General features: G+C 66.1%; 19 protein-coding genes. 6 read left to right on the top strand and 13 right to left on the bottom strand.

Translation table 11 applies throughout. The features are described 5' to 3' along the window. Positions 1–148: 148 nt before the first annotated feature. The 5 genes from EYS21_RS08445 to EYS21_RS08425 form a co-directional block, all read right to left on the bottom strand. Entirely contained in the window at positions 149–1,750 is a 1,602-nt protein-coding gene (locus EYS21_RS08445; protein WP_131132743.1) for a hypothetical protein, read from the bottom strand. 85 nt (positions 1,751–1,835) lie between these two features. Then, complete coding sequence (locus EYS21_RS08440) at positions 1,836–2,780, bottom strand: hypothetical protein (RefSeq protein WP_131132742.1); 945 nt, start codon at positions 2,778–2,780, stop codon at positions 1,836–1,838. A 129-nt stretch (positions 2,781–2,909) separates the two neighbouring features. Beyond that, the gene (locus tag EYS21_RS08435; RefSeq protein WP_131132741.1) at positions 2,910–3,980 is read right to left on the bottom strand and encodes a Gfo/Idh/MocA family oxidoreductase; all 1,071 of its coding nucleotides are present in this window, start codon (positions 3,978–3,980) and stop codon (positions 2,910–2,912) included. A 181-nt stretch (positions 3,981–4,161) separates the two neighbouring features. Continuing rightward, positions 4,162–4,869, bottom strand: a complete 708-nt coding sequence (locus EYS21_RS08430) for an ABC transporter ATP-binding protein (protein WP_131132740.1) — start codon at positions 4,867–4,869, stop codon at positions 4,162–4,164. A gap of 2 nt (positions 4,870–4,871) precedes the next feature. Next, a complete protein-coding gene (locus EYS21_RS08425) occupies positions 4,872–6,332 on the bottom strand; it encodes an FtsX-like permease family protein (RefSeq protein ID WP_131132739.1) in 1,461 nt (486 codons plus the stop codon). Positions 6,333–6,612: 280 nt separating this feature from the next. On the opposite strand from EYS21_RS08425, the gene EYS21_RS08420 reads away from it, so the two are divergent. Further along, positions 6,613–8,166 (top strand): polysaccharide lyase family 1 protein, encoded by a 1,554-nt coding sequence (locus EYS21_RS08420; protein WP_131132738.1) that lies wholly within the window; start codon positions 6,613–6,615, stop codon positions 8,164–8,166. Between the two features lie 85 nt (positions 8,167–8,251). On the opposite strand, the gene EYS21_RS08415 is transcribed toward EYS21_RS08420, so the two are convergent. From EYS21_RS08415 to EYS21_RS08400, 4 genes are all read right to left on the bottom strand, one after another. After that, positions 8,252–9,346, bottom strand: a complete 1,095-nt coding sequence (locus EYS21_RS08415) for a sugar-binding protein (RefSeq protein ID WP_131132737.1) — start codon at positions 9,344–9,346, stop codon at positions 8,252–8,254. Positions 9,347–9,402: 56 nt separating this feature from the next. After that, complete coding sequence (mmsB, locus tag EYS21_RS08410) at positions 9,403–10,692, bottom strand: multiple monosaccharide ABC transporter permease (protein WP_131132736.1); 1,290 nt, start codon at positions 10,690–10,692, stop codon at positions 9,403–9,405. Positions 10,693–10,710: 18 nt separating this feature from the next. Continuing rightward, positions 10,711–12,297: a multiple monosaccharide ABC transporter ATP-binding protein gene (gene mmsA / locus EYS21_RS08405; protein WP_131132735.1), complete on the bottom strand. Its 1,587-nt coding sequence runs from the start codon at positions 12,295–12,297 to the stop codon at positions 10,711–10,713. A gap of 123 nt (positions 12,298–12,420) precedes the next feature. Then, positions 12,421–13,620, bottom strand: coding sequence for an ROK family transcriptional regulator (locus EYS21_RS08400; protein WP_131132734.1), 1,200 nt, complete (start codon positions 13,618–13,620; stop codon positions 12,421–12,423). Positions 13,621–13,821: 201 nt separating this feature from the next. Here EYS21_RS08400 and EYS21_RS08395 point away from each other — a divergent pair, with 201 nt between their 5' ends. Then, the gene (locus EYS21_RS08395) at positions 13,822–14,616 is read left to right on the top strand and encodes a nitrilase-related carbon-nitrogen hydrolase (protein WP_242633338.1); all 795 of its coding nucleotides are present in this window, start codon (positions 13,822–13,824) and stop codon (positions 14,614–14,616) included. Here EYS21_RS08395 and EYS21_RS08390 read toward each other — a convergent pair. Beyond that, positions 14,595–16,235, bottom strand: coding sequence for a PucR family transcriptional regulator (locus EYS21_RS08390; protein WP_131132733.1), 1,641 nt, complete (start codon positions 16,233–16,235; stop codon positions 14,595–14,597). The two genes, EYS21_RS08395 and EYS21_RS08390, sit on opposite strands and share 22 nt — an antisense overlap. Positions 16,236–16,335: 100 nt before the next feature. Between EYS21_RS08390 and EYS21_RS08385 the strand changes: the two genes are divergently transcribed. Beyond that, positions 16,336–17,874 (top strand): amino acid permease, encoded by a 1,539-nt coding sequence (locus EYS21_RS08385; protein ID WP_131132732.1) that lies wholly within the window; start codon positions 16,336–16,338, stop codon positions 17,872–17,874. Next, positions 17,871–19,565 (top strand): NAD(P)/FAD-dependent oxidoreductase, encoded by a 1,695-nt coding sequence (locus EYS21_RS08380; protein ID WP_207307717.1) that lies wholly within the window; start codon positions 17,871–17,873, stop codon positions 19,563–19,565. Before EYS21_RS08385 ends, EYS21_RS08380 begins: the two co-directional genes overlap by 4 nt. Here the strand turns inward: EYS21_RS08380 and EYS21_RS08375 are convergent. The 3 genes from EYS21_RS08375 to purU are packed head-to-tail and all read right to left on the bottom strand — an operon-like array spanning position 19,562 to position 21,703. Then, entirely contained in the window at positions 19,562–20,080 is a 519-nt protein-coding gene (locus tag EYS21_RS08375; RefSeq protein WP_131132731.1) for a gamma carbonic anhydrase family protein, read from the bottom strand. The genes EYS21_RS08380 and EYS21_RS08375 overlap by 4 nt on opposite strands. Positions 20,081–20,115: 35 nt before the next feature. Further along, the gene (locus EYS21_RS08370; protein ID WP_131132730.1) at positions 20,116–20,799 is read right to left on the bottom strand and encodes a class I SAM-dependent methyltransferase; all 684 of its coding nucleotides are present in this window, start codon (positions 20,797–20,799) and stop codon (positions 20,116–20,118) included. 43 nt (positions 20,800–20,842) lie between these two features. Then, complete coding sequence (gene purU, locus EYS21_RS08365; protein WP_131132729.1) at positions 20,843–21,703, bottom strand: formyltetrahydrofolate deformylase; 861 nt, start codon at positions 21,701–21,703, stop codon at positions 20,843–20,845. A gap of 277 nt (positions 21,704–21,980) precedes the next feature. Here purU and glyA point away from each other — a divergent pair, with 277 nt between their 5' ends. Then, on the top strand, positions 21,981–23,279 hold the full coding sequence (gene glyA, locus EYS21_RS08360) for a serine hydroxymethyltransferase (protein ID WP_131132728.1): 1,299 nt from the start codon (positions 21,981–21,983) through the stop codon (positions 23,277–23,279). 8 nt (positions 23,280–23,287) lie between these two features. Further along, the gene (locus EYS21_RS08355) at positions 23,288–24,181 is read left to right on the top strand and encodes a bifunctional methylenetetrahydrofolate dehydrogenase/methenyltetrahydrofolate cyclohydrolase (protein ID WP_131132727.1); all 894 of its coding nucleotides are present in this window, start codon (positions 23,288–23,290) and stop codon (positions 24,179–24,181) included. Positions 24,182–24,198: the final 17 nt, after the last annotated feature.

Genomic DNA, 24,198 nt, shown 5'->3' with positions numbered 1-24,198 from the left:
TGAGGCCTTGGCGTCCGGACCCTCGGTCACAAGGACAAGTACTGTCTAGTCGCGCTTCGTCGTGGGCTACCTCCTTCCGCAGGCTGCCGCGAACGGCAGGCACTGGTAACGCCTGAGGGGTTTCAAAACCTCATGATGCTGGTTCTGATTAGGACGTCTTGCGACGCAGCAGCATCAGCAGGCCTGCAACCAGCAGGAGCAGCGCGACGGGAACCAGTGAAGCATCGATTCCCGTGTTGGCGAGGGCGGCAGCGCTGCCCTGACCCGTGGTGGTGCCCATGGTGTTTGCTGCTGCGGATACCGTACCGGCGGTTGAACCGGACGTGGTGATGCCAGCCGGGACGACGGTGATTCCGGTCGCGCCAGACCCTGTAGTGGTGCCGGTATTTCCTGTGGTGCCGGTAGTGCCAGTGCCCGGAGCGTCCGTGCCGCCGGCCGTACCGGTGCCGCCCGGAGTTTCCGTGCCCGGGGTCTCGGTACCCGGGGTCTCAGTACCGGGGTTTTCGGTGCCCGGCGTGACGCTGCCGTCCGTGGCGCCGCCGATGATGACAGATCCACCAACGCCGACGGTCACATCATCCAGGAGACCTGACGTGTCCAGGCCCAGATCAACGTCGACCGCGGCGTCCAGGCCACCGCTGGTACCGTTCAGGGTGCCGTCGCCGAGGCCGAGGTTGATGTCTGCGGCGACGTCAGCGGTGGTTCCGGTGCCGTTGCCGAGGCCGATCGCCAGATCAGCTGCTGCTGCAACGTCAGTGGTCGTGTCGGTACCGTTGCTGGTTCCGACGCCGAGGTTGATGTCTGCTGCGACGTCGGCGGTGGTTCCGGTGCCATTGGTGACGCTGCCCAAACCGAGTGCAACGTCAGCTGCGGCGGCCACATCGGTGGTCGAGTCGGTGACGTTGCCGGTTCCGGCGCCGAGGTTGACGTCGGCCGCTGCGGCGACAACGGCGGTGGTTCCGGTGCCGTTGGTTCCGGTGACTGTGCCGTCGCCGACGCCCAGTGCAACGTCAGCTGCGGCTGCCACATCGGTGGTCGTGTCGCTGACGTTGCCGTTTCCGGCGCCGAGGTTGAGGTCGGCCGCTGCGGCGACAACGGCGGTGGTTCCGGTGCCGTTGGTACCGGTGACTGTGCCGTCGCCGACGCCCAGTGCAACGTCAGCTGCGGCTGCCACATCGGTGGTCGTGTCGCTGACGTTGCCGTTGCCGGTTCCGAGGCCGAGGTTGATGTCTGCGCCGACAACGGCGGTGGTTCCGGTGCCGTTGGTTCCGGTGACTGTGCCGTCGCCGACGCCCAGTGCAACGTCAGCTGCGGCGGCCACATCGGTGGTCGTGTCGTTGACGTTGCCGTTTCCGGCGCCGAGGTTGAGGTCGGCCGCTGCGGCGATGTCGGCGGTGGTTCCGGTGCCGTTGGTGCCGGTGACTGTGCCGTTGCCGAGGCCGACTGCGAGGTCAGCCGCTGCGGCGATGTCGGCGGTGGTTCCGCCGTCGTTGGCACTGCCCAGCAGGCCGTCACCGAGGCCGACGTTGACGTCGACCACAGCGGCAACATCCGCGGTGTCCGACGGCGTTGAGCCACCCAGCAGGCCCAACGACGTCGTGTTAGCGGATGTCGCCGCTGAGACCAGGGCGGATGCGGTGAGGTCCGATCCGCTTGTTGTATCCGCAGCGCTGGCTGCGGTGGCGCCGAGGGCTAGGAGCCCGCCGGCGAAGAGGGTGCTAAGCAGCCCTCTGCGAAGGTTGGAATGCATGGTTTGTCTCCTGACAAAGTTGATGTGGGGCGCAGCTCAGCACCCAGTGGCCGTGTTCTGCCATCGATGGGCAGAAAGGGCTCAACTAGTCAGGAGAGGAACCGGGGTCGAATGACACCGGTGAGGGGGAATGCTCGGAGGCTCCGGCGACCGCGAAGGATCCCGGGAGCGGAAGATCAAGATCAGAGTCGTGCAGCCAGGCGGCAGGACCAGCGGGACCGGACGTGGACGCGCCGCTCCCTGCCCCTGAACTGGGCCCGGCAGGTGCCGGGAAAGGTGACGGCTCACCGGTGGTCAGGGGCGACTCCGGGACGGCTGAGCGGTGCGCCACTACAGTCGCAGCGGGGGAGGCAGAAGTTACCGCAAGGGCGACCGTCTGCGCGGCGGAGCCTTCGACTCCGGCGCCGGCATCCCCAAGACGCTGCTCCGCACCGATGTCCGTAGAAGCGCCGGAGATAGCTGGCGGAACCGTTGAGTCGGCCCCGCTCAGAACCCCTGCAGTGTCAGGGAGCACGGATCCGGTGTACGGAATGACAGGCAAAGCGACGGGCAGGGGCGCAACCCCGGTTGCCAGGTCTGAGACAGGCTGGACCACGGGTTCAAGAATGGGAACCGCTTCAACGAGCGGCGGAGCGACGGTTTCCACCAGTGCTGCGGTGGAGTCATCGGCCACTACGGCGACCGGCACGGCCACCGCGGAGACTGTCCCTGCAGGAACAACGTTATTCACTACAGGGACGGCCGCGATCAACTGGTCTGTGGCGCCGGTCAGCGTTCCGGCGACGGGCTGCAGGAGTCCGGACGGTGCCGCGGCTGGAGGAGCTGGCGAAGCCGCCGGGGGCGGGGCCGATGCGCTGGTCAGCGGGGCCGCGAGGGCAGAAACCGACGAAGTCACCCCGCCCAGGAGCGAGCCGGAGTCCGCAGAATCAGCAGCTGCGGCAGTACCGGAAAGCGTCAGCCAGGTGAGGGTGGCGGCTCCGGCGAGGAGAACCGGACGGAGCGCGCGCCATGGCAAGAGACCTTTAGCCATGCGTACCACCCCCATTGCCGATAAAGCCGACGATGTTTACATACTAAGACTGCTTATTGATGGAAGTCTAGATAAAAATCAACATAATCCCATCAAATTGACATTCCCTGTCACTCATATTCACTGACTTTAGTGGGCATCGTTCGGGTAGCTGACACCGAGTTGGGCGCGCACGCCGTCGAACAGGCGCATGGTGTTCAGGGAGTCTTCGAGCGGCATGACCGGGCTCTCTGTGAGCCCCTGCTGGATGCAGCGCGTGACCTCGCGGAGCTCGTATGTGTAACCCCGCCCGACGGCGTCGAACACCTCGCGGCGCGGCTCCTCGCGGCCGATGCAGACCAGCAGTTCACTCGGGTTGTTGATGGAGCCCACACTCTGCAGGTACCCCAGGCTTCCGGCGACAGTTGCCGTCCGGGGCCCGTTGGCCAGGAGGGAGGACGTCAGCTGGACCTGTGCGCCGTGGTGGTACCCGAGGGTCATGGCGTTTTGGGCATCCACGCCGTCGTCGTTGACAACCCCCGTCGCGCTGACGGTCTGCGGGAATCCGAGGGTTCCGAGCGCCCAGAGCAGAGGGTAGATGGACAGATCCAGCAGGGCCCCGCCGCCGTCCTGCCTGGCCCACAGCCTGGCCGTGGGGGAGTACGGCGCGGGGAAGCCCAAGTCGGCACTGACCCAGTGCACATCACCAAGCTGGCCCGACGCGGAGATCTCAAAGGCCCGTTGCATGGCCGGCAGGAACCGGCTCCACATGGCCTCCATGAGGAACAGCTTTTTCCTGCGGGCCGTATCAATGAGCTCTGTGGCTTCCCGTGCGTTGATGGTGAAGGCCTTTTCGCACAGGACATGCTTTCCGGCGTTGAGCGCGGCGAGAACAATCTGGTGGTGCTGCGCGTGCGGCGTGGCGACATAGACAACGTCCACCGAGTCGTCGGCGAGCAGCCGCTGGTAGCCGGGAACGCCGTCGTCGTCCCCGTATGCCTTGGCGAAACCATTCGCCGCGGCGAAGCTGTCTGCAGATTCCTGGCTGCGGGAACTGACAGCGTAGAGCTCGGCGTCAGCCAGCAGGGCCAGGTCCTCGGACACGGACCGGGCGATCCCGCCGGTGGCGATCACTCCCCAACGCAGCGTGGTGCCGGTAGCGGACCGGGGGTCCTGGTCGGACTGGCTGGACAGCCATGGCTTGGCAATGGGCGCACTCATGCCAGCCATCCTCTCATTGTGGCGATAGAGCGTCCGGCAAAAGCACGCGGAAGGTGAGAGAGGATCCGGGAAAAACCGGCAGGAAGTGAGAGAGCATCCGGATGGGAGGTGCTGGCGCAGCTGAGGGAGGGCCCCTGGGACGGGCCCTCCCTCAACTCGACCTCACACCCGTGACAGCGTTCTACGCCGAGGCGGCTACTGCGGTCCGGGTGCGGGCCGCCTCCTCCGTCAGTTTGCCCTGCTGGAGCCGAAAGCGGCGGTCCGTCTTGTTGGCCAGCGCCCTGTCGTGCGTGACCACCAGGATGGTGGTGTTGTGGTCCCGGCTGAGCGAGCTGAGGAGCTCGATGATGTGGTCGCCGGTCTGCTCATCGAGGTTGCCGGTGGGCTCGTCGGCCAGGATCAGCTTGGGCTCGTTGGCCAGTGCGCGGGCGATGGCCACGCGCTGCTGCTCGCCGCCCGAGAGCCTGTTGATGCGCCGCACATGCTTCTCCGGGTCCAGCTGCACCTGCTCCAGGAGATCCTTCGCGCGCTGCAGGCGTTCGGCCTTGCGCATCCCGGCGAACTCCATGGGCAGCATAACGTTGTCCACCGCAGAGAGGTTGGGGATCAGATTGAACTGCTGGAACACAAAGCCGATGTCCCGGCGCCGGTATTCGGTCAGCTTGCCGTCCGGCATGCTGGCCAGGCTGACGCCGTTTACGACGACGTCTCCGCTGGTTGGTTTGTCCAGCGCACCCAGCAGGGACAACAGTGTGCTTTTGCCGCTGCCGCTCTTGCCCACGATGGAGGCCAGGGTGCCCTGCTCGAGTTCAAAACTCACATCGTTGACGGGCTTGATGGTGCGGTCACCCGAGTTGAAGGTGCGGACCAGGTTCTTGACTTCAATCATGGCTATTCTCCTCGCAGGACTTCGATGGGACGGATGCGGGCCGTAAGCAGGGCCGGGACGAGCGAACCGATGATGGCGACCCCGAAGACCGCGGCGATACCGGCGGCAATGACGCCGGGGGACGCGCTGGCAGTGACGGAGGTCAGCAGCTGGGAGGCGCCGCCGAGCGGTCCGCCCTGGCCGCCCGGGAAGCCGGCCCCGCCGCCGGGCATTCCGGCGCCGCCGGCTGCCCCGGCCATGGCGGCCCCGCGGCCGGTGGCCGCCACCGTCGTCGTTGAGGTGTTGCTGCTGATCAGCGCCGAGGCGATGCCGCCGCTGGCGAAGGATGCGATCGCGGCGCCCACGGCGCTGCCCATGGCCACCAGGACGAGGGCTTCGAGGACGAACTGCAGGCCGATGGTGCGGTTGGGGGCGCCAATGGCCTTCAGGACACCGATCTCGCGGCGGCGTTCGCGGACCAGCATGACCATGATCAGCAGGATGATGAGCCCCGCGGTACCCAGGGCAGCGACGAAAGCGATGAAGGAGATGTTTTTGACGCTCCCGAGGGAGCTGACGGCCGTCTCCAGGTTCTGGCCCTGGGTGACGTCTGCCTTGTCCGTGCCGAGGGCGGTCTCCAGCGCGGCCTTGGTGGACGAAACGTTCTCCAGCGAGTCAACGGTGATAATCATCGTGGACAGCTCGCCCGGCAGTGCTGCCAGGGTCTGTGCGGTGGGAAGGGTGACGTAGAGGGCGTTGTTGCCGAACGTGGTGCCGGAATCGAACAGGCCGGCCACCGTGTACGTCTGGTCGTTGATGGTGAACGTGGATCCCACCGAGAGGCTGTTCTTCTCGGCGAGCGTGGTGCCCAGCAGGGCGTTGGCGGATTCGGCCGTGTAGTCGCCGAGGCCGGCGCCGTCGGTGATGGCCAGGGCCTTGCCGGTGCTGTCAACTTCCGCCCCGATTCCGGTGGCGGTGATCGGGAGCGAGCGTACCGGCTGCGTGGTGGTCGTTCCGGTGGTGCCGTTCGCGGCCTGGTTCCGGCCGCCGAGGGTGCCGGCATCAACGGCAGCGGTCAGGCTGGTGGTCAGTGTGGTTGCGTTCTGTCCGGCGGGACCGCCTTGGCCTCCACCGGGACCACCCTGGCCGCCGGCAGCCGTCTGGGCGGCAGTTTCCGCAGCGTTGCGGAGCCTGAGGGAGCTGGTTCCGACGACGGAGCTCACGTTGGGAACGGCGGCTGCGGTGGCGGCCTGCTCGGTTGTCAGCGGTTCGCCGCCGCCTTCAAAGCCCTGGCCGCCGGCCGGATTGACAGTCAGGACGGTGCCGACGGAGGCATTCAGCTCCTGGACCTTGGCACCTACGGCCTGGTTCGCCACCAGCATGGCCAGTGCCAGGCCGATGGCCACGGCCAGGACTGCAACGACCGCAGCCGTTCGGACCTTGTTTCTGAAGGCATTGCCTACACTCCGGGCAAGGACGCTCACTGTACTCCTAGGATCTGGGGCCGGCGGAAAGGCCGGCGTTCGGATCCCAGACTCGCGCCCGACCCTGTGCGGGAAACCGGGCGAACCTATGTTTGCGCTGTGAAGACTGTTCCGTCGCGTCGGGCAAGCCGAAAAAGGGGCACCCCTTGACAGCCTTGTCACGCCCGACGTAAGAATAGTAGTGCCCTCGGAAAGCGTTTTCTGAGCGGCAGGTCCCCGAAATCAGTATCCGCACCCGACTAGGCATGTGGTCTGTTTGGCATGCCGGAAATAAAGGCCAATGACGTCCTCCATACGTTTCAACTCCACGTCCCATTCGAGATTTACCCGCCTTCGCCGCACCGCCGCGTTGGCGGCGTCCGCCTCGGCGCTGGCGCTCGCCGCCGGACTCGCGGTGGCAGTGCCCGGCAACACAGCGCCAGTCAGCATGGCACCCGGCGACACCGTGCCAAACAGCACGTCGCCGTCGTTGACCGGTGGCGGCATCATCCGTCCCGATGACGCGGCACCCACCGGCTGGGCCGCCGTCGACGGCGTGACAAACGGCGGGGCGGGCGCCCCGGCTGAAAACCGCTACGAGGTGGGCACCCTGGCGGAGCTGAAAAGCGCGCTGGCGAACCACGGCGAGCCGAAAGCGCCGAAAATCATCTACGTCCGCGGAACCATCGACGGCAACCAGACCGCAGATGGGCGCATCCTCGGCGAGCAGGACTATGCCCCCGGCTACGACATCAACAAGTACATGTCCTGCTTCGGGCCAGAGGGCAAAGCCTGGAGCGACCAGACCTTCGACTACTGCAAGTCCATGCGGCAGCTGCGGCAGACCGGCAGCAACAACATGAAGCGCCAGATCGAGGTGAGCCTGCCCAGCAACACCACGCTGATCGGCCTCGGTGCTGATGCCGGCTTTGTGGGCACCAACATCGTGATCCTCAGCGCCACCAACGTGGTGGTGCGGAACCTCAGCGTGGAGGCGCCGGTGGACTTCTTCACCACCTGGTCTCCGGATGACGGCGACGGCGCCTGGAACGCGCGCTTTGACGCAATGTCTTCGGTAACGTCCAACCACCTCTGGATCGACCACGTCCGGCTGACGGACGGACGCTACCCGGACAGCGATGCGCCGATCGGATTCCGCGGCAAGCCCGCCAACCGCCACGACGGCCTGCTGGACCTCAAGGACGGCACCGACTATGTGACCATCTCCAACAGCAAACTGCACAACCATGACAAGACCATGCTGCTGGGCTCCGGCGACGAGCACGTGGACAAGGACGGCGGCAAGCTGCGGGTCAGCTACATCGGCAACCTGATGGAGAACATCCAGCAGCGTGGCCCCCGGGTCAGGTTCGGCCAGGTCCACGTGCTGAACAACTACTTTGTGGGCAGCACCGACGATCCGCAATACCCGATGGTCAGCGGGGCGCAGGGTGGCAGCAGCTACTTCCTGGGCGCCGGCTACGAGTCCCGGATCTTCTCCGAGTACAACGCCTTCGACTACACCGGCCCCGGCGCGGACGAATCAATCATGGTCAGCAGCTACAACGGGCACCGCTTCAGTGACACCGGATCATGGTTCAACGGAGCCCCGGCGGACCTGGGCGCCGTGGCCCGCGCGTCCTATGAAACCAACAGGGCGGAGGCGCTGGCGGAAGCAGAACTCGCCGGCACGCCTGCACCGGACTGGACCGCGTGGGACTTCACCACCGACGTCGGCTGGGATCCCGCCGACGCCTACAGCTACAAGGCGTTCACCACGCCGCAGTCGGTGCGCAACCAGGCCCTGCACTTCACAGGCCCGGGCGTCCTGCGGGTGGAGGGCCCGGCGTCGTAGTTTCCGGAACTGCCTAAACAAAAATGCCCCGGCTCCCTTGGGGAGCCGGGGCATTTCCGCGTTCAGTATTACCCGGTGATCAGTGTTACTTGGTGATCGGGCCGAGTACCGGATCGTCCACGTAGGCCGTCTTCACATTGGCGGCGGTCACGATGGCCGGCGGCAACAGGTAGGCCGGAACCCGCTTGAACTCGTTCTTGTAGTTGCGGTTGTCATTGATCTCCAGCGCGAGGCCCTGCTGCAGGTCCTTGATCATGGTGATCGTGTGTTCGACAATCTTGCGGGTGTCCTTGTTGATCGTGGAGTACTGCTCACCGGCCATGATGGACTTGACGGACTCCACCTCGGAGTCCTGGCCGGTCACCACCGGAACGGACTTGCCGGCGCTCTTGATGGACGTGATGACGGCCCGGGCCAGGGTGTCGTTCGGGGACAGGACACCGTCCAGTTCAGAGGAGGAGTAGCTGCCGGAGAGCAGTGCGTCCATGCGGCGCTGGGCGTTTTCCGGCTTCCAGTCCTGCGTCACCGCACGCTGGAAATCGGCCTGGCCGGAGACCACCTTCAGGGTCCCGTCGTCGATCTTGGGCTTCAGCACGCTCATGGCGCCGTCGAAGAAGACCTTCGAGTTGGCATCGTCCGGGGAACCCGCGAAGAGTTCGACGTTATATGGTCCCGCCTTCTTGGCCGCCATTCCTTCAAGCAGGGCCTGGCCCTGCAGTTCACCCACCTTGAAGTTGTCATACGCCACGTAGTAGTCGATGGCCTTGGTGTTTGTCAGCATGCGGTCGTAGGCGATGATGACCGCGCCGGCGTCCTTGGCCTGCTGCAGCTGGGTGCCCAGCTGCGCGCCGTCCACGGCGCCGACCACAATCACCTTGGCGCCCGAAGTGATCATCGTGGAGATCTGGTTCTGCTGCTCGGACACGCCGTTGTTGGCGAACTGCACGTTCGGCTTGAAGCCGGCCGAGGAGAGGCCGTCGTTGAACAGTTTCTCTGCCAGCGTCCAGTTCTCGCTGGTCTTCTTGGGAAGCGCGACGCCGATCACGGCGTCCTGGGGGAAGCCAGACAGCGCGGTGCCCGCCTTGGCGGCTTCGGAGTCGACGTCGGACCGGCCGCACCCTGTCAGGGAGAGCGTTGCGACGGCCGCGAGGACGGTCAGGGTCTTTGCGATTTTACGCATGTGGGTTTCTCTTTCTGGGTCCAAAGGCAGCCGGGTGTGCCGGCCGCCGTCGCGGTCTATTTGGAGGTTCCGGCAGGTTCTGCAGGCGTGATGACCTCGGAGGTCTTGGCAATCTCCTTCTCCGGCGTGGGCGGCTGGTTGGAGCGCAGGCCGTTCATCAGCATCCCGATGATGGAGCGCCGGCCCTGGCTCTTGTTGTAGACATCGATGGCCACCGCGATCAGCAGTACCAGGCCCTTGATGATCGACTGCATGTCCGCGCCAACGCTGAGCAGCTGCAGGCCGTTGTTCAGCACAGCCATCACGAGGCCGCCGACGATGGAGCCGATGACGGTGCCGACGCCGCCGCTGACGGCGGCGCCGCCGATGAAGACTGCGGCGATGGCGTCAAGTTCCCAACCGACGCCGTCTGCGGGTCCGGAGCTGGTGGAACGGGCCACGAACATCATGCCGGCGAGTGCGGCAAGGATGGACATGTTCATCATGACCAGGAAGTTGACCTTCTTGGACTGCACGCCTGACAGCTCCGCGGCGTGGCGGTTGCCACCGACGGCGTAGACGTGCCGGCCAAGGATGGTCTTGCTGGTGATGAAGACATAAACCGCCACCAGACCCACCAGGATCAGGCCGGAGACAGGGAACGACGTTCCGTAGCGTCCCGTGGAGAACAGCCAGGTCACGTACAGGACTGCGCCGGCAAGCAGGACGAGCCGGGTGACGGGCACCCAGAGCGGGTCCACCGTGGCGCCGGTGCGGGCCTCGATGCGGCGGTTGCGGAACTCAAGGAACACCACCGCGGCGATCAGCAGGAATCCGAGGATCACGGTAGGGGCGTTGTAGCGGGCGAAGTCGCCGATCTCCGGCAGGAAGCCTGCGCCCATGACCCGGAACTCCTCGGGCACGGGCACGGTGAGGGACTTGCCCACAAACTGGTTGGCGCCGCGGAAGAGCAACATTCCGGCCAGGGTGACGATGAAGGCGGGAATGCCCACATAGGCCACCCAGAAGCCCTGCCACGCGCCGATCACTGCGCCCAGTACCAGGCCCAGGAGGATGCCGAGGTACCAGGGGATGCCCCAGTCACGCATGGCAATCGCCACCACAATGCCCACGGCCGCGGCGACAGAGCCGACAGACAGGTCGATGTGGCCGGCGATGATCACCAGCACCATGCCGATGGCCAGGACCAGGATGTAGGAGTTGCCGTTGAACAGGTTGATCATGTTGGTCGGCGTCAGGACTTTGCCGCCGGTGAATAGCTGGAAGAACAGCACCAGCGCCACGAGGGCAATGATCATGCCGAATTGGCGGGTGTCACCGCCGAAAATCCTTTTGAGTGCTTTCATAATGTTCCGTCCTCGGGCTTATGCGGGTTGTGCAGTGGGGGCGGCGTTGTTGCCGGCGCGGGTGGCTGAGGTCATGAGGCGCATCAGGCTCTCCTGGGTGGCTTGGTCCTTGTCCAGCACGCCCGTGATGGCGCCTTCAAAGATGGTGTAGATCCGGTCTGAGAGTCCGAGGAGCTCCGGCAGTTCGGAGGAGATCACGATGACTCCCTTTCCCTGCTGGGCCAGCTGCTGGATGATGCCGTAGATCTCGTACTTTGCGCCGACGTCGATTCCACGCGTGGGCTCGTCAAGGATGAGGAGGTCCGGGCCGGTGAACATCCACTTGGCCAGCACTACCTTCTGCTGGTTGCCGCCTGAAAGCTTTGACACCCCTTCGTTGACCGTGGGCGCCTTGGTCCGAAGGCTCTTGCGGTACCCCTCGGCCACCGTGAATTCCTTCCGCTTGTCCACCACGAGACCCTTGGTGATGGCCTTGAGGTTTGCCGAGACGGTGGTGGTCTTGATGTCATCGAGCAGGTTCAGGCCCAGGCTCTTGCGGTCCTCCGTGACATAGGCCAGTCCCGCCTTGATGGCCTGCGGAACATTCCGGATATGGATTTCCTGGCCGTTTTTGAAGACCTGGCCGGAGATGAAGTTTCCGTAGGACCGCCCGAAGAGGGAGCGGGCAAGTTCGGTGCGTCCGGCGCCCATGAGCCCGGCGAAGCCGACAATTTCGCCGCGGCGAACCGTGAAGCTCGAGTTCTTGCAAACCAGCCTGTCTGCCACCTGGGGGTGGCCGACTGTCCAGTTGCGGACCTCGAACAGCACCTCGCCGATCTCGGGGGTGTGCTCCGGGAATCGGGACTCAAGGGAGCGGCCCACCATCCCCTTGATGATGCGGTCCTCGTCCACGCCATCTGCCACGATGTTGAGCGTTTCCACCGATTTGCCGTCGCGGATGATGGTGATCTCGTCCGCGATCTGTTCGATCTCGTTGAGTTTGTGGGAAATGATGATGGACGTGATGCCCTTGGCTTTGAGGCCGAGCATCAGGTCCAGCAGGTGCTGGGAGTCGGATTCGTTCAGGGCGGCGGTGGGCTCGTCCAGGATGAGCAGTTTCACCGACTTGTTCAGGGCCTTGGCGATTTCCACGAGCTGCTGCTTGCCGACGCCGATTTCCTTGACCGGGGTGTCCGGGTCCTCGCGAAGGCCAACCCGGGCGAGGAGTTCGATGGAGCGCTTGCGCGCCTCGCCCCAGTTGATCACGCCGCGGCGTGCGGGCTCGTTTCCCAGGAAGATGTTCTCCATGATGGAGAGTTCCGGGATCAGCGCCAGTTCCTGGTGGATGATGACGATTCCGGCTGCCTCGCTGGCACGGATGTCCTTGAACTGCTGGACCTCGTTCTGGTACACGATGTCGCCGTCGTAGCTGCCGAACGGATAGACGCCGGAGAGTACCTTCATGAGCGTGGATTTGCCGGCGCCGTTCTCACCGCAGATGGCGTGGATCTCGCCGGCCTTGACCCGGAGGCTGACCTCCGAAAGTGCCTTCACGCCGGGGAACTCTTTGGTGATGGAGCGCATCTCGAGGATTACTGGATCACTCTGCGTGTTCTGGGACGTCATAAGTCCTTACGCCTCCAATGCATGACTTCGTTGTCCGTCCCCGCAAACCGCGGGGCCGTCTGATGAAAAAGTAAACTGGATCACAGCCGTTGTCGTCAAGTCTTGAACGCAATCGGCGGCTACCTAATCGGTCTGGGCCCGCCGGATCCCGGCGTACTGGAAGACCAGCGCGGCCGCTCCAAGCGCTTCTGCACGGTCCCCGAGCGAGGACATCGTGAGGGTGGTGGTCTCGCCGATCACGGGCACGGCATGGCGCACCAGCCCCCGCCGGATGGGCTCCAGGAGGAGGTTGCCCAGGCCGGCGAGCGGCCCGCCCACCACGATCACCTCGGGGTTGATCAGGTTGGCCACGTTGCCCAGTGCACGCCCCACGGCCAGGCCTGCATCGTCCACCACGCGGAGGGTGGCGGGGTCCCTCGCCAGGGCTTTCCGGACGATGTCCGCAGGTGTCAGCGGCCTGTCTTCGCCGCGGCTGAGGAGCTCGATCATGGTGGTGGTGGAGGCGATGGTTTCAAGGCAGCCGCGGTTCCCGCAGCGGCACACCAGGCCCTGCTCATGGATGGTGGCGTGGCCGATTTCTCCGGTGATCCCGACGTTTCCGTAGTAGGGCGCACCGTTGAGGATCAGGCCCGCACCGATGCCCGATCCAATCTTCAGGAACATCAGGTTGCTGACCCCTGTATGCGGGCCCCAGGTCACCTCCGACCAGGCGCCCAGATTGGCGTCATTGTCAATGTATACGGGGAATTTAAGGGTTTCCTCGAGATGCTGGAGGATGTTGATTCCCACCCATTCCGGGAGGATGGCGCCTTGCGCCACAGTCCCGGTCCGGCGGTCGATCGGCCCGGGAATTCCGACGCCGGCGCCCACCACGGCGCTCCGGTCCACGCCGCTTTCACGCAACAGCTTTTCGAGCAGGACGACCGCAGCCTGGATGCCTTCCTCCGACTGGTGGCCGAGTGGAAGCATCACGGACTCCTCCGCGATGACGTGGTAACTCAGTGATGCCAGGACAACCCGGAGATGCCTGCGTCCGAAGTCGATCCCGACGGCGACCGCACCGTTGCTGTTCAGCCTGACGTTCAGTGCCCGGCGCCCGGAACTCGTGATGGGCTCGGTGGATGCCAGCCCCGAATCCTGCATGATTTTGACGATGTTGGAGACCGTGGCAGTGGAGAGGCCGGTCTGCCGGGACAGCTCAGCCTGGGTGGCAGGCCCGCCCATCAGGGTCTCGATGATCCGCTGCTGGTTCAACTGCCTCAGGGCGGATTGCGATCCTGGATTTTTGGGCTTGCTCCTCGTCGAGCGCGGTGTTGCGGACATGCAAAGAAGATTGCCCTATTTTGACTCTTGTAGTCAAGAAGTTAACGCAACGAGTCTGCCCAATGAGACACAACGCTGGGACGATCCGTCCATTCTGAGGGCTTGGCCGGTGCACTTGGCCCCGGCCGGGGTGGCCGGCCGCTGGCTAGGCTGGAAGAAAAGCGGACGCTGCGTCCGTCCCGATCATGTGAGGTGGTAACGGTGCTGCTGGCACTGATGCAGGCAAACGCCCGCGTACTCGACGTCGATGCAAACTGCGACGCCCTGGAAGCGGCTGCCACGACGGCCGCCGCGGCAGGCGCTGCCGTCCTGGTCACGCCGGAACTGTTTCCTGTGGGCTACGCACCGCTGCGGCTCCGCGCGGAACTGGACCCCGCAAGGCTTCCCGCCATCAACGAAGCAATCAGCGGCATCGCGCGCCGGCACGGGATCGCCTTGGTGTACAGCCTGCCGTCCGTCGCGGACGGGGGCAGTTGGCACATCACCTCCAGCCTGGTGGACGCCGCCGGCGTTGAGCTTCTCAGCTACGCGAAGGTGCACCTTTTTGGCGACGACGAACGCGCGGCGTTCAGCCCCGCCGAGGCGGGTCCCGCCGTCGTCGATTTCAACGGGTTCCGGACGTCAATGGTGATCTGCTACGACGTGGAGTTTCCGGAAACGGTCAGGGCCGCCGCGCTGGCCGGGGCAGAGCTGCTCCTGGTGCCCACCGCGCTGGCGCACGGTTTTGAGTCCGTTCCCCAGGTGCTGCTGCGGGCCCGTGCACTGGAGAGCCAGCTGACCATCGCCTATGCCAACCACTCCGGAACCGAGGAGGGCTGCGAGTTCCTCGGCGGCAGCGTCATCGCCGGGCCGGACGGTTCGCTGCTGGCCGCGGCGGGGCCGGGAACCGAAATCCTGTACGCGGAGGTGGATCCGGACGCCGCCCGAAAAGCCCGCGACGCGGTGCCCTATCTCCGCGAACGCCGCCCGGGGCTCTACCGGTCCTGGGGCATCTGAGGCTCGGCGCCGTCCACGTACTGCAGCGCAATCCACAGTTCCGCCCGCACCTGCGCGGAGGCAAGGTCCATGGCAAGCAACTCGGCCAGGGCATTGATCTGGCGCCGCACGCTGTTCCGGTGCATGCCCAGGACCTTGGCACTGGCATCCCAGTTGCCGTTTTCGCCCAGCCACGACTTCAGGACACTGAGCTGGGAGCTGCGGCGGTCCGGCTCCTGCGCCAGGACCGGTTCCAATAGCCGGGCGGCAAGCAAGGTTCCTGCGCTGCGGCCCAACAGCCCCGTGACTGACCAGCTGACATCATCGACGCGAACACTTTCCCCGCTGGCCTGGACGCGGGGCCGCAGCGACGCCGCACGCTGGTAGGCGGCAGGAAGCCCGGCCATTTCCGTGGGTTCGCCCACCACCAGCCGCCAGCCGAGGTCCTCCACTTCATGCAGCAGCGCGTCGTCCACCTTCAGCCTGGTGACGGCGGCAAACCCGTAGTCCGTCAGCTCCACCATCTTCGTGTCGAACAGCCTGCGCCACTGCAGCAGCTCCCGGACCGGGCCATCCGCCGACGCGGACGCCGCGGCATCCGCACGGACGCCCTGGACCACGCGCAGGGCGCCGGACCGGGTTCCGGAAACGCTTTGGGCGAGGAGGTCCCGAAGGACGTTCAGCTGCCGGGTTGATCCGGCGGCCAGGCTGTCCGGATGCAGCAGCAGTGCCGTTGCCAGCTGGCTGGGGGCGAGAGAGCCGCTGGTGCGCTGGCGCACCAGCAGTTCCAGCAGCCCCACCACCGAGGACACCACACTGTTCTGCGCCGGGGTCAGCGGCCTGTCGGTACCCAGGATGAGCGCCCCGAGGGTGGCGTCCCTGGTGCTCCGGAGCGGGTGGCCGAACACCAGGGCTGACCCTTCCGCGGGCAACGAGTCCGTCTCCACCCTCGGGCCGGTGCCGGTCAGGAGCCGCTTCAGCAGCGGTTGCAGGACGGAAGGCTCGACGGCGGCCGCAGGGCTGGTCCCGCCGGTTCCTGCTGCTGCGGCCCGGGCACGCACCCGGCCGTCCGCCCCGAAGAGCTGTGCCCACACCGGGACGCGCTGCGCCAGGGCCGAGAGGAGCTCATGCTCGGGTCTGGCCGACAGCACCGCCCGCATCAGCTGCCGGTTGGTGTCCGCCAGTTGACGGAAGACGCGGGCGTTGCCGGATTCCAGGAGCTGGGAGAACTCCAGGCCGATGGCGGCGAACGGGACGCTGTGGGGAATCCGGACCAGCGTGAGCTGATGCGTTTGGCACGCCGAGAGCACGGGGTCCGGGACGGCGTCGAAGTAGGGCTCCAGGCCAAACCCCAGGGCGGCGACGCCTGCGCCGACCAGCCGTCGAACGTAGGCTTCCGCCCGCTCCTTCGTGCCGCCGTCGTCCAGGAACGGCAGCCCCGCCGTCAGGACGAACTCCCCGTCCAGCAGGTAGGGCGTGGGGTCCTCCAGCTCGCTGGGCTCCACCCAGCGCAGCGGCGCGCCGGAGTTGCCGGCATCGTGCAGGACGGTGAGGTCACGGGGGAGTGCTGCCAGAAACTGGCCCAGGGTCACCGCGTCCAGATTGTCCGAGCCATCCGCCAGTGGTGCATTACGTCTCATGACTGAAGACTATAGGTCACTTTGCACCCCACTGAGATGCCGCTCACACGCCTACGCTGGGTGGGGGAAACCGACAACTACTCACGAACGGACGTCAACGATGACTGTGCCAACACTCTCCGGACCGGCCACGGGCCGTGCGGCCGGCCGTCCCGGGCTGGGCGCGCAACTGCTGCGCCGGAAACCGATCGGACAGATGGTCAGCGAAGCGGAAGACGGCCAGGGCGGACCGAAACTCGTCCGCAGCTTCGGGGTCCTGCAGCTGACCATGATCAGCGTCGGCGCCACCCTGGGGACCGGCATCCTGGTGATCCTGGGCGAATCCGTTCCGCTGGCCGGGCCCGCGATCTGGATCTCGTTCGCCATCGCCGGCTTCGCCGCGCTGCTTTCAGCCGTGTCCTATGCGGAAATGGCGGGCATGGTCCCCGTTTCCGGTTCCAGCTATTCCTACACCTACGCCACGATGGGCGAAGGCATGGCCTGGATCTGCGGCTGGTGCCTAGTCCTCGAGTATGCCGTCTCGGTCGCGGCCGTAGCCGTGGGGGCAGGGCAGTACGTGAACGGGGCCCTCGCTGTGTTCGGGCAGGTCCTGCCCGACGCCATCTCCCAGCCGCCGGGCGACGGCGGCGTGGTCAACATCCCGGCCATGGTCATCGTGGTGTTGGCGACCGTCCTGCTGGTCCGCGGGGCCAAGGAAAGCGCCTGGATCAACACGTCCATCGTTGTGGTCAAGGTGGGCATCCTCCTCTTCTTCTGCGCCGTGGCCTTCACCGCGTTCAACGCCGGCAACTTTGAGCCGCTCCTGCCCATGGGCGCCGCCGGAGTTTCCGCCGCCGCGTCCCGCGTGTTCTTCTCCTACATCGGCTTCGACGCCGCCTCCACCGCCGGCGAGGAAGCCCGCAACCCCAAGCGCGACCTTCCCCGCGCCATCATGCTCTCCATGGTCATCGTCACCACCATCTACGTCCTGGTGGCCGTCGCAGCCATCGGCGCCCGCCCGTGGGGCTGGTTCGACGGCACCGAAGCGGCCCTGGTGAAGATCCTGGAGGAAACCACAGGCCAGCCCTGGATCGCCCTCGTCTTCGCCGTCGGCGCCGTCCTGGCCATCGCCAGCATCGTGCTCACCGTCCTCTACGGCCAGACCCGCATCCTGCTGTCCATGTCCCGTGATGGACTCATCCCGAAGGTCTTCGGCCGCGTCTCCCGCCGGACCGGCACGCCCGCGGCCGGCACGCTCCTGGTGGGCACCGCCGTCGCCCTCACCGCAGGGCTGGTCCCGCTCGGTGCCCTCGCCGACGCCACCAGCATTGGCACGCTGTTCGCCTTCGCGCTGGTCAACGTGGCCGTGATCTACCTGCGCCGCACCCGGCCCGAGCTGGAGCGCACCTTCCGCGTGCCCCTGTTCCCGCTGACCCCGGTCCTCGGCGCCCTGATGTGCGCGTACCTCATGGCCAACCTGGGCGCCGACACCTGGGTGACCTTCGGAATCTGGATGCTGGTGGGCCTGGCGGCCTACTTCGGCTACGGCCGCCGGAACTCCAGGGTGGCGGCACTCAGCCACGAGGAATACCGTGAGCTGAGCAGGCCGGAAACTTCAACGCAGTCCACCCCCGAACCAACGAAGGCAGAGCTTTCATGACCGTCGCTACCGAACTCCCGGCTTCCGACCCGTCCAGCACGCAGGCCGGACCCATCACCATGCTGAACCCCGATTTTCCGTTCAGCTACGACCACTACCTCGCCCATCCGGCAGGGCTCGGCTCGGTTCCGCCGGAGCTCTACGGCACCGAAGTGGCCGTCGTCGGCGCAGGCCTTTCGGGCCTGGTCACGGCCTACGAACTGATGAAGCTGGGCCTGCGCCCCGTGGTCTACGAGGCCGACCAGATCGGCGGCCGTCTGCGCACGGCCAGCTTCCCGTCCGCCCCCGGCGTGGTGGCTGACCTGGGCGGGATGCGGTTCCCCGTGTCCGGCCGGGCTTTCTACCACTACGTGGACCTGCTGGGGCTGGACACCCAGGATTTCCCCAACCCGCTGGCGCCCGTCACCTCTAGCACCGTGATCGAACTGGCTGGCCAGAAGCACTACGCCGAGACCGCCGAGGACCTGCCGCCGTTCTTCCGCGAGGTGGCCGACGCCTGGAAGGCCGCGGTGAATGACGGCGCGAAGTTCGCCGAAATGCAGGAAGCCATCCGGGCCCGCGACACCGGCCGGATCAAGGACCTCTGGAACGAACTGCTGCCGCTTATGGACGAGCAGACCTTCTACGGCTTCATCGCCGGCAGCGAGTCATTCAAGGCAGCCGGCTTTGCGCACCGTGAGGCTTTTGGCCAGGTGGGCTTCGGCACCGGCGGCTGGGACACCGACTTCCCCAACTCCATCCTGGAAATCCTCCGCGTGGTCTACACGGACGCTGACGACCAGCACCGGCTCATCAGCGGCGGAGCGCAAAGGCTGCCCGAGGCACTGTGGCAGCACACGCCGTCGGGCATGGCGCACTGGCCGGACGGAACGTCCCTGGCGTCCCTCCACTCCGGCTCGCCCCGCGGTGCCGTGGGCAGGATCAGCCGCGATGCCGACGGCGGCCTCCGGATCCGGGAGCGCTGGGGCCGGGAGGCCAGTTACCCCGCGGTGGTGACCACCTGCCAGTCGTGGCTGCTGTCCACGCGTATCCACACCGAGGAGGCACTGTTCCCGGCCGAGCTGTGGACCGCGATCGAGCGTTCGCACTACATGCAGTCGTCCAAGACGTTTGTGATGGTGGACCGTCCGTTCTGGAAGGACACCGATCCGGACACCGGCCGCGAGGTGCTGTCCATGACGCTGACGGACCGGCTGAACAGGGCCACGTACCTGCTGGATGACGGCCCGGACAAGCCTGCCGTAATCCTGCTGTCCTATACCTGGAACGACGACGCGCTCAAATGGCTGGCGCTGGACGCCGACGAGCGAGTTGAGCTGATGCTGCACTCGCTGGAGCAGATCTACCCGGGCGTGGATATCGCCAGCCACATCGTGGGCCAGCCCATCACTGTCTCCTGGGAAGCTGATCCGAACTTCATGGGTGCGTTCAAGGCGAACCTGCCGGGCCACTACCGGTACCAGCAGAGGCTGTTCACCCACTTCAAGCAGGACAAGCTGCCCGAATCCCAGCGCGGGATCTTCCTGGCTGGGGACGACGTATCCTTCACCGCGGGCTGGGCCGAAGGAGCCGTGACTACGGGCCTGAATGCCGTGTGGGGCGTGGTGAACCACCTGGGCGGTTCGTCCGCGCCGGACAACCCCGGGCCCGGTGAACTGCTGGACTCGATCGGCCCGATCCCGCTGGACTAAGCGTGCAGTTCCCGGTGCGCCCGGGCCAGTTCGACGTAGCGGGCGGCGTTGGCCTTCACGCCGTCGAACTCCTCGTCGGTCAGTTCCCGCCGTACCTTGGCGGGAACCCCGGCGACGAGTGACCGGGGCGGCACCACCGTGCCCTCCAGGACAACGGCCCCGGCCGCCACGAGCGAGCCGGTGCCGATCACCGCGCCGTTAAGTACAGTGGCGCCCATTCCGATCAGGCAGTCGTCCTCCACGGTGCAGCCATGGACGACGGCGGCGTGCCCCACGCTGACGCCCGCCCCGACGCTGCAGGGGAAGCCCGGGTCCGCGTGCAGCACCACGTTGTCCTGCAGGTTGCTGCCGGAACCCACGGTGATCGCCGCGGTATCAGCCCGGACGGAGACACCGTAGAACGCGCTGGAGTCTTCGGCGAGGGTGGCGTTGCCGATGATCGATGCGGTGGGGGCGACGAACGCGGAGCCATGGACAGCCGGGGATGCGCCGGCGAAATCGTAAAGAGGAGCCATGGGCCAAGCCTAGGACATCCGCCCACCCCAACTACCTAGTTGGGGGAGGCGGGGGTGCGGAGGATCAGGAACTGGTAATGCTGCGTCCAGTTGCCGGCGCCCGGACCGGATTCCTCGCCGGTGCCTTCAGGCCAGGTGAGAAAATCCTCGATCACTCCGTGCCGTCCGAAAACCCGCCGCACTGTTTCGTCGCTGCGCCGGCTGAAGAACCGCCGTGGTTCAAGGTCGTCCTCCGGGTTCAGCACCTCTTCGTCCTCACCGGACCAGAGGCCGACGGCGATGGGTGCGTTGGGTGCCGCAACGCGCACCAGTTCGCGCAGGACGCCGTCGATATCAGCGGCGGGGATGTGCAGCAGCGTGCTCATCGACCACACCGCCGGAAACGCGCGATCGGCGAAAGGCAGCCTCCGGGCGCTCGCGACCGAGACAGCCAGGCCTTTGGCCCGGGCCTGCCGGACGTGCTCCTCGGAGAGGTCAACACCGGTGTAATGGATGCCGGCCTGGACAAACTTCAGGCCATCCTGGCCGGGCCCGGAGCCGATCTCCAGGACGTCGTGGCGGCCTTCGGACTTCAGCAGGCTGATGAACCGTTCGCGTTCTTCCATCCGCCGCGGCGACAGAGGATGATCCCAGCCGGACGCGGCACGGCGGTTGTAGAACTCGGCGAGGTGCTGCTCGCTGCCGGCTTCCTCCATCCCAACCCCGGATGCTGCGTCCATGCTGGTCCCCGTCCGTCAGTTGAAGCCCGTCAGTTAATGTCTGTCAGTTGAAGACGACGGTCCGGTTGCCGTCCAGCAGCACGCGGTGCTCGGCATGCCACTGGACCGCCTGCGCCAACGTGCGGCCCTCCACGTCCCGGCCCATCTGCACAAACTGCTCCGGCGTGCGCGCGTGGTCAACCCGGATCACTTCCTGCTCGATGATCGGTCCCTCGTCCAGTGCGGCCGTGACGTAGTGGGCGGTGGCGCCGATCAGCTTGACGCCGCGGGCGTGGGCCTGGTGGTAAGGCCGGGCGCCTTTGAAGGACGGCAGGAAGGAGTGGTGGATGTTGATGGCCTTGCCGGTCAGCTCAGCGCAAAGGCCATCCGAAATGATCTGCATGTAGCGGGCCAGGACCGTCAGCTCGATGTCGTGCTCGGCCATAATGGCCCGCAGCTTGTCCTCGGCCTGGGCTTTGGTGTCGGGCGTGACCGGAATGTAGTGGAACGGGATTCCGTAGAACTCGGCGAGTCCGGCCAGGTCCCGGTGGTTGGAGACGATGGCGGGGATCTCGATGGGCAGGGTGCCGGAGCGTTGCTGGAACAGGATGTCGTTCAGGCAGTGCGCCGATGTGCTGGCCATCAGCAGGGTGCGGACCTTCTGGCCCACGGCGTTGAGGCTCCACTGCATTCCGAAAGCCTCGACCACCGGCTCCAGTGCCGCCTTGAGCTCGGCCTTAGCGGCCGCCGTCGTGACCTCAACGCGCATAAAGAAGTTCCCGGTGGCAGGGCTGCCGTACTGCTGGGAGTCCGTAATATTGCATCCCGCCACCAGCAGGGCGCCGGCCACGGCGTGCACGATTCCTGGGCGGTCCGGGCAGGACAGGGTTACTACATACGCTTGGTTCAGCTGCTCATCACTCACGCCTACCAGCCTACCCGCGCGGGCCGCCCGTATTTGGTAGTCTTGTGGCGTCGCAACTGGCGTTGGGTGGCTAACCACCAGGGAGCGGCAATCACGAAGACCACGGATCGTACGCCTGGGCCGAGGGTCATGTCTTGCCGGACAACGTGCTGCAAACCCTGACGGGGGAGCAGCGCCATCCTGCGCACTTTCGCGCCCTGTCATCAAGGGGCGGGGGCGTGCGCCAGCCGGTAGCCTGACCTTTAGCAGTGCCCGTATCCCTAGCCAGGAGTTTTTCGTGACTACTACCGCCACCACAACAGCCGCAGTCAGCAACCAGTCGCTGGCCGAGCTTGATCCCGAAATCGCAGCAGTCCTCGACCAGGAACTTGGCCGCCAGCGCGGCACCCTGGAAATGATCGCTTCCGAAAACTTCGCTCCGCGCGCCGTGATGGAAGCCCAGGGCTCCGTCCTGACCAACAAGTACGCCGAAGGCTACCCGGGCCGCCGCTACTACGGCGGCTGCGAATACGTGGACATCGCCGAGCAGCTGGCCATCGACCGCGTGAAGGCCCTTTTCAGCGCCGAGTACGCCAACGTCCAGCCGCACTCCGGTGCGCAGGCCAACGCCGCTGCGCTTTCCGCCATGATCACCCCCGGTGACAAGATCCTGGGCCTGTCCCTGGCCCACGGCGGCCACCTGACGCACGGCATGAAGCTCAACTTCTCCGGCAAGCTCTACAACGTGGCTGCCTACCAGGTCGAGGAAGACAACTTCCGGATCGACATGGACAAGCTGCGCGAGCAGGCCATCGCCGAGAAGCCCCAGGTCATCATCGCCGGCTGGTCCGCCTACCCGCGCCACCTGGACTTCGCAGCCTTCCGCTCCATCGCCGATGAAGTGGGCGCGCTGCTCTGGACCGACATGGCACACTTCGCCGGACTGGTGGCAGCAGGCCTGCACCCGAGCCCGGTGCCGTACTCCGACGTCGTCACCTCCACCGTGCACAAGACCCTCGCCGGCCCGCGTTCCGGCGTGATCCTGGCCAAGCAGGAGTGGGCCAAGAAACTCAACTCCAACGTCTTCCCGGGCCAGCAGGGCGGCCCGCTCATGCACGTCATCGCGGCCAAGGCTGTTGCGTTCAAGATCGCCGGCACCGAGGAATTCAAGGAACGCCAGGAGCGTGTCCTCGAAGGCGCCAAGATCATCGCCGACCGCCTCAACCAGGCCGATGTCGCCGAAGCCGGCGTCTCCGTCCTCACCGGCGGCACCGACGTGCACCTGGTCCTCGTTGACCTGCGCAACTCCCAGCTGGACGGCCAGCAGGCGGAGGACCTCCTGCACTCCGTGGGCATCACCGTGAACCGCAATGCCGTGCCGTTCGACCCCCGCCCGCCGATGGTCACCTCCGGCCTGCGCATCGGCACCCCGGCCCTGGCCACCCGCGGCTTCGGCGCTGCCGAGTTCACCGAGGTTGCCGAGATCATCGCTACCGCGCTGAAGGCGGGCTCCGCCACCGACGTCGAGGCCCTGCAGTCCCGCGTGGACAAGCTCGCCGCCGACTTCCCGCTGTACCCGCAGCACGAGCAGTGGTAACCCCGTCCATGGCCCAGACCGCGAAGATCCTTGACGGCCGGGCCGCCGCTGCAGCCATCAAAACCGAGCTGACTGAGCGCGTCGCGGCCCTCAAGGCCAAGGGCGTCATTCCAGGCATTGCCACGGTGCTGGTGGGCGCTGACCCGGCCTCGCAGCTGTACGTGTCCATGAAGCACAAGCAATCTGTGGAGATCGGGATGAACTCGATCCAGCGCGAGCTTCCTGGGGATGCCACCCAGGCCCAGGTTGAGGCCCTCATTGACGAACTCAATGCGGACCCCGCCTGCCACGGTTATATTGTGCAGCTGCCGCTGCCCAAGCACCTGGACACCGACGCCATCCTCGAGCGGATCGACCCCGCCAAGGATGCCGACGGCCTGCACCCGACCAACCTTGGCCGGCTGGTGCTCAACGTCAACGGCGAGATCACCTCGCCGCTGCCGTGCACGCCCCGCGGCGTCATCGAGCTGCTGGAGCGCAACGGCTACAGCCTCGCGGGCAAGCACGTTGTGGTGGTGGGCCGTGGCGTGACGATCGGCCGTTCGATCGGCCTGCTGCTCACCCGGCGCGCCGTGAACGCCACCGTGACCCTGACGCACACCGGCACGAAGAACCTCTCGGAGCTGCTGCGGCAGGCGGACGTCATTGTGGGCGCAGCGGGTGTCAAACACATCGTCAAGGCTGCGGACGTAAAGCCCGGCGCGGCCCTGCTCGACGTCGGCGTCACCCGCGAAGACGACCCCGAGACGGGCAAGAGCAAGGTCCACGGCGATATCGATCCGGCCGCTGCCGAGGTGGCGGGCTGGATTTCGCCGAACCCGGGCGGCGTTGGTCCCATGACCGTGGCGCTGCTGATGACCAACGTGGTCGAAGCTGCGGAACGCCAGGCTGGAATCGCCTAGCACTAAGGCAAAAAGAG

The organism is Arthrobacter sp. S39 (assembly GCF_004320525.1).
Classification (GTDB): Bacteria; Actinomycetota; Actinomycetes; order Actinomycetales; family Micrococcaceae; genus Arthrobacter.
This window is presented reverse-complemented; position numbering and strand designations above follow the sequence as displayed.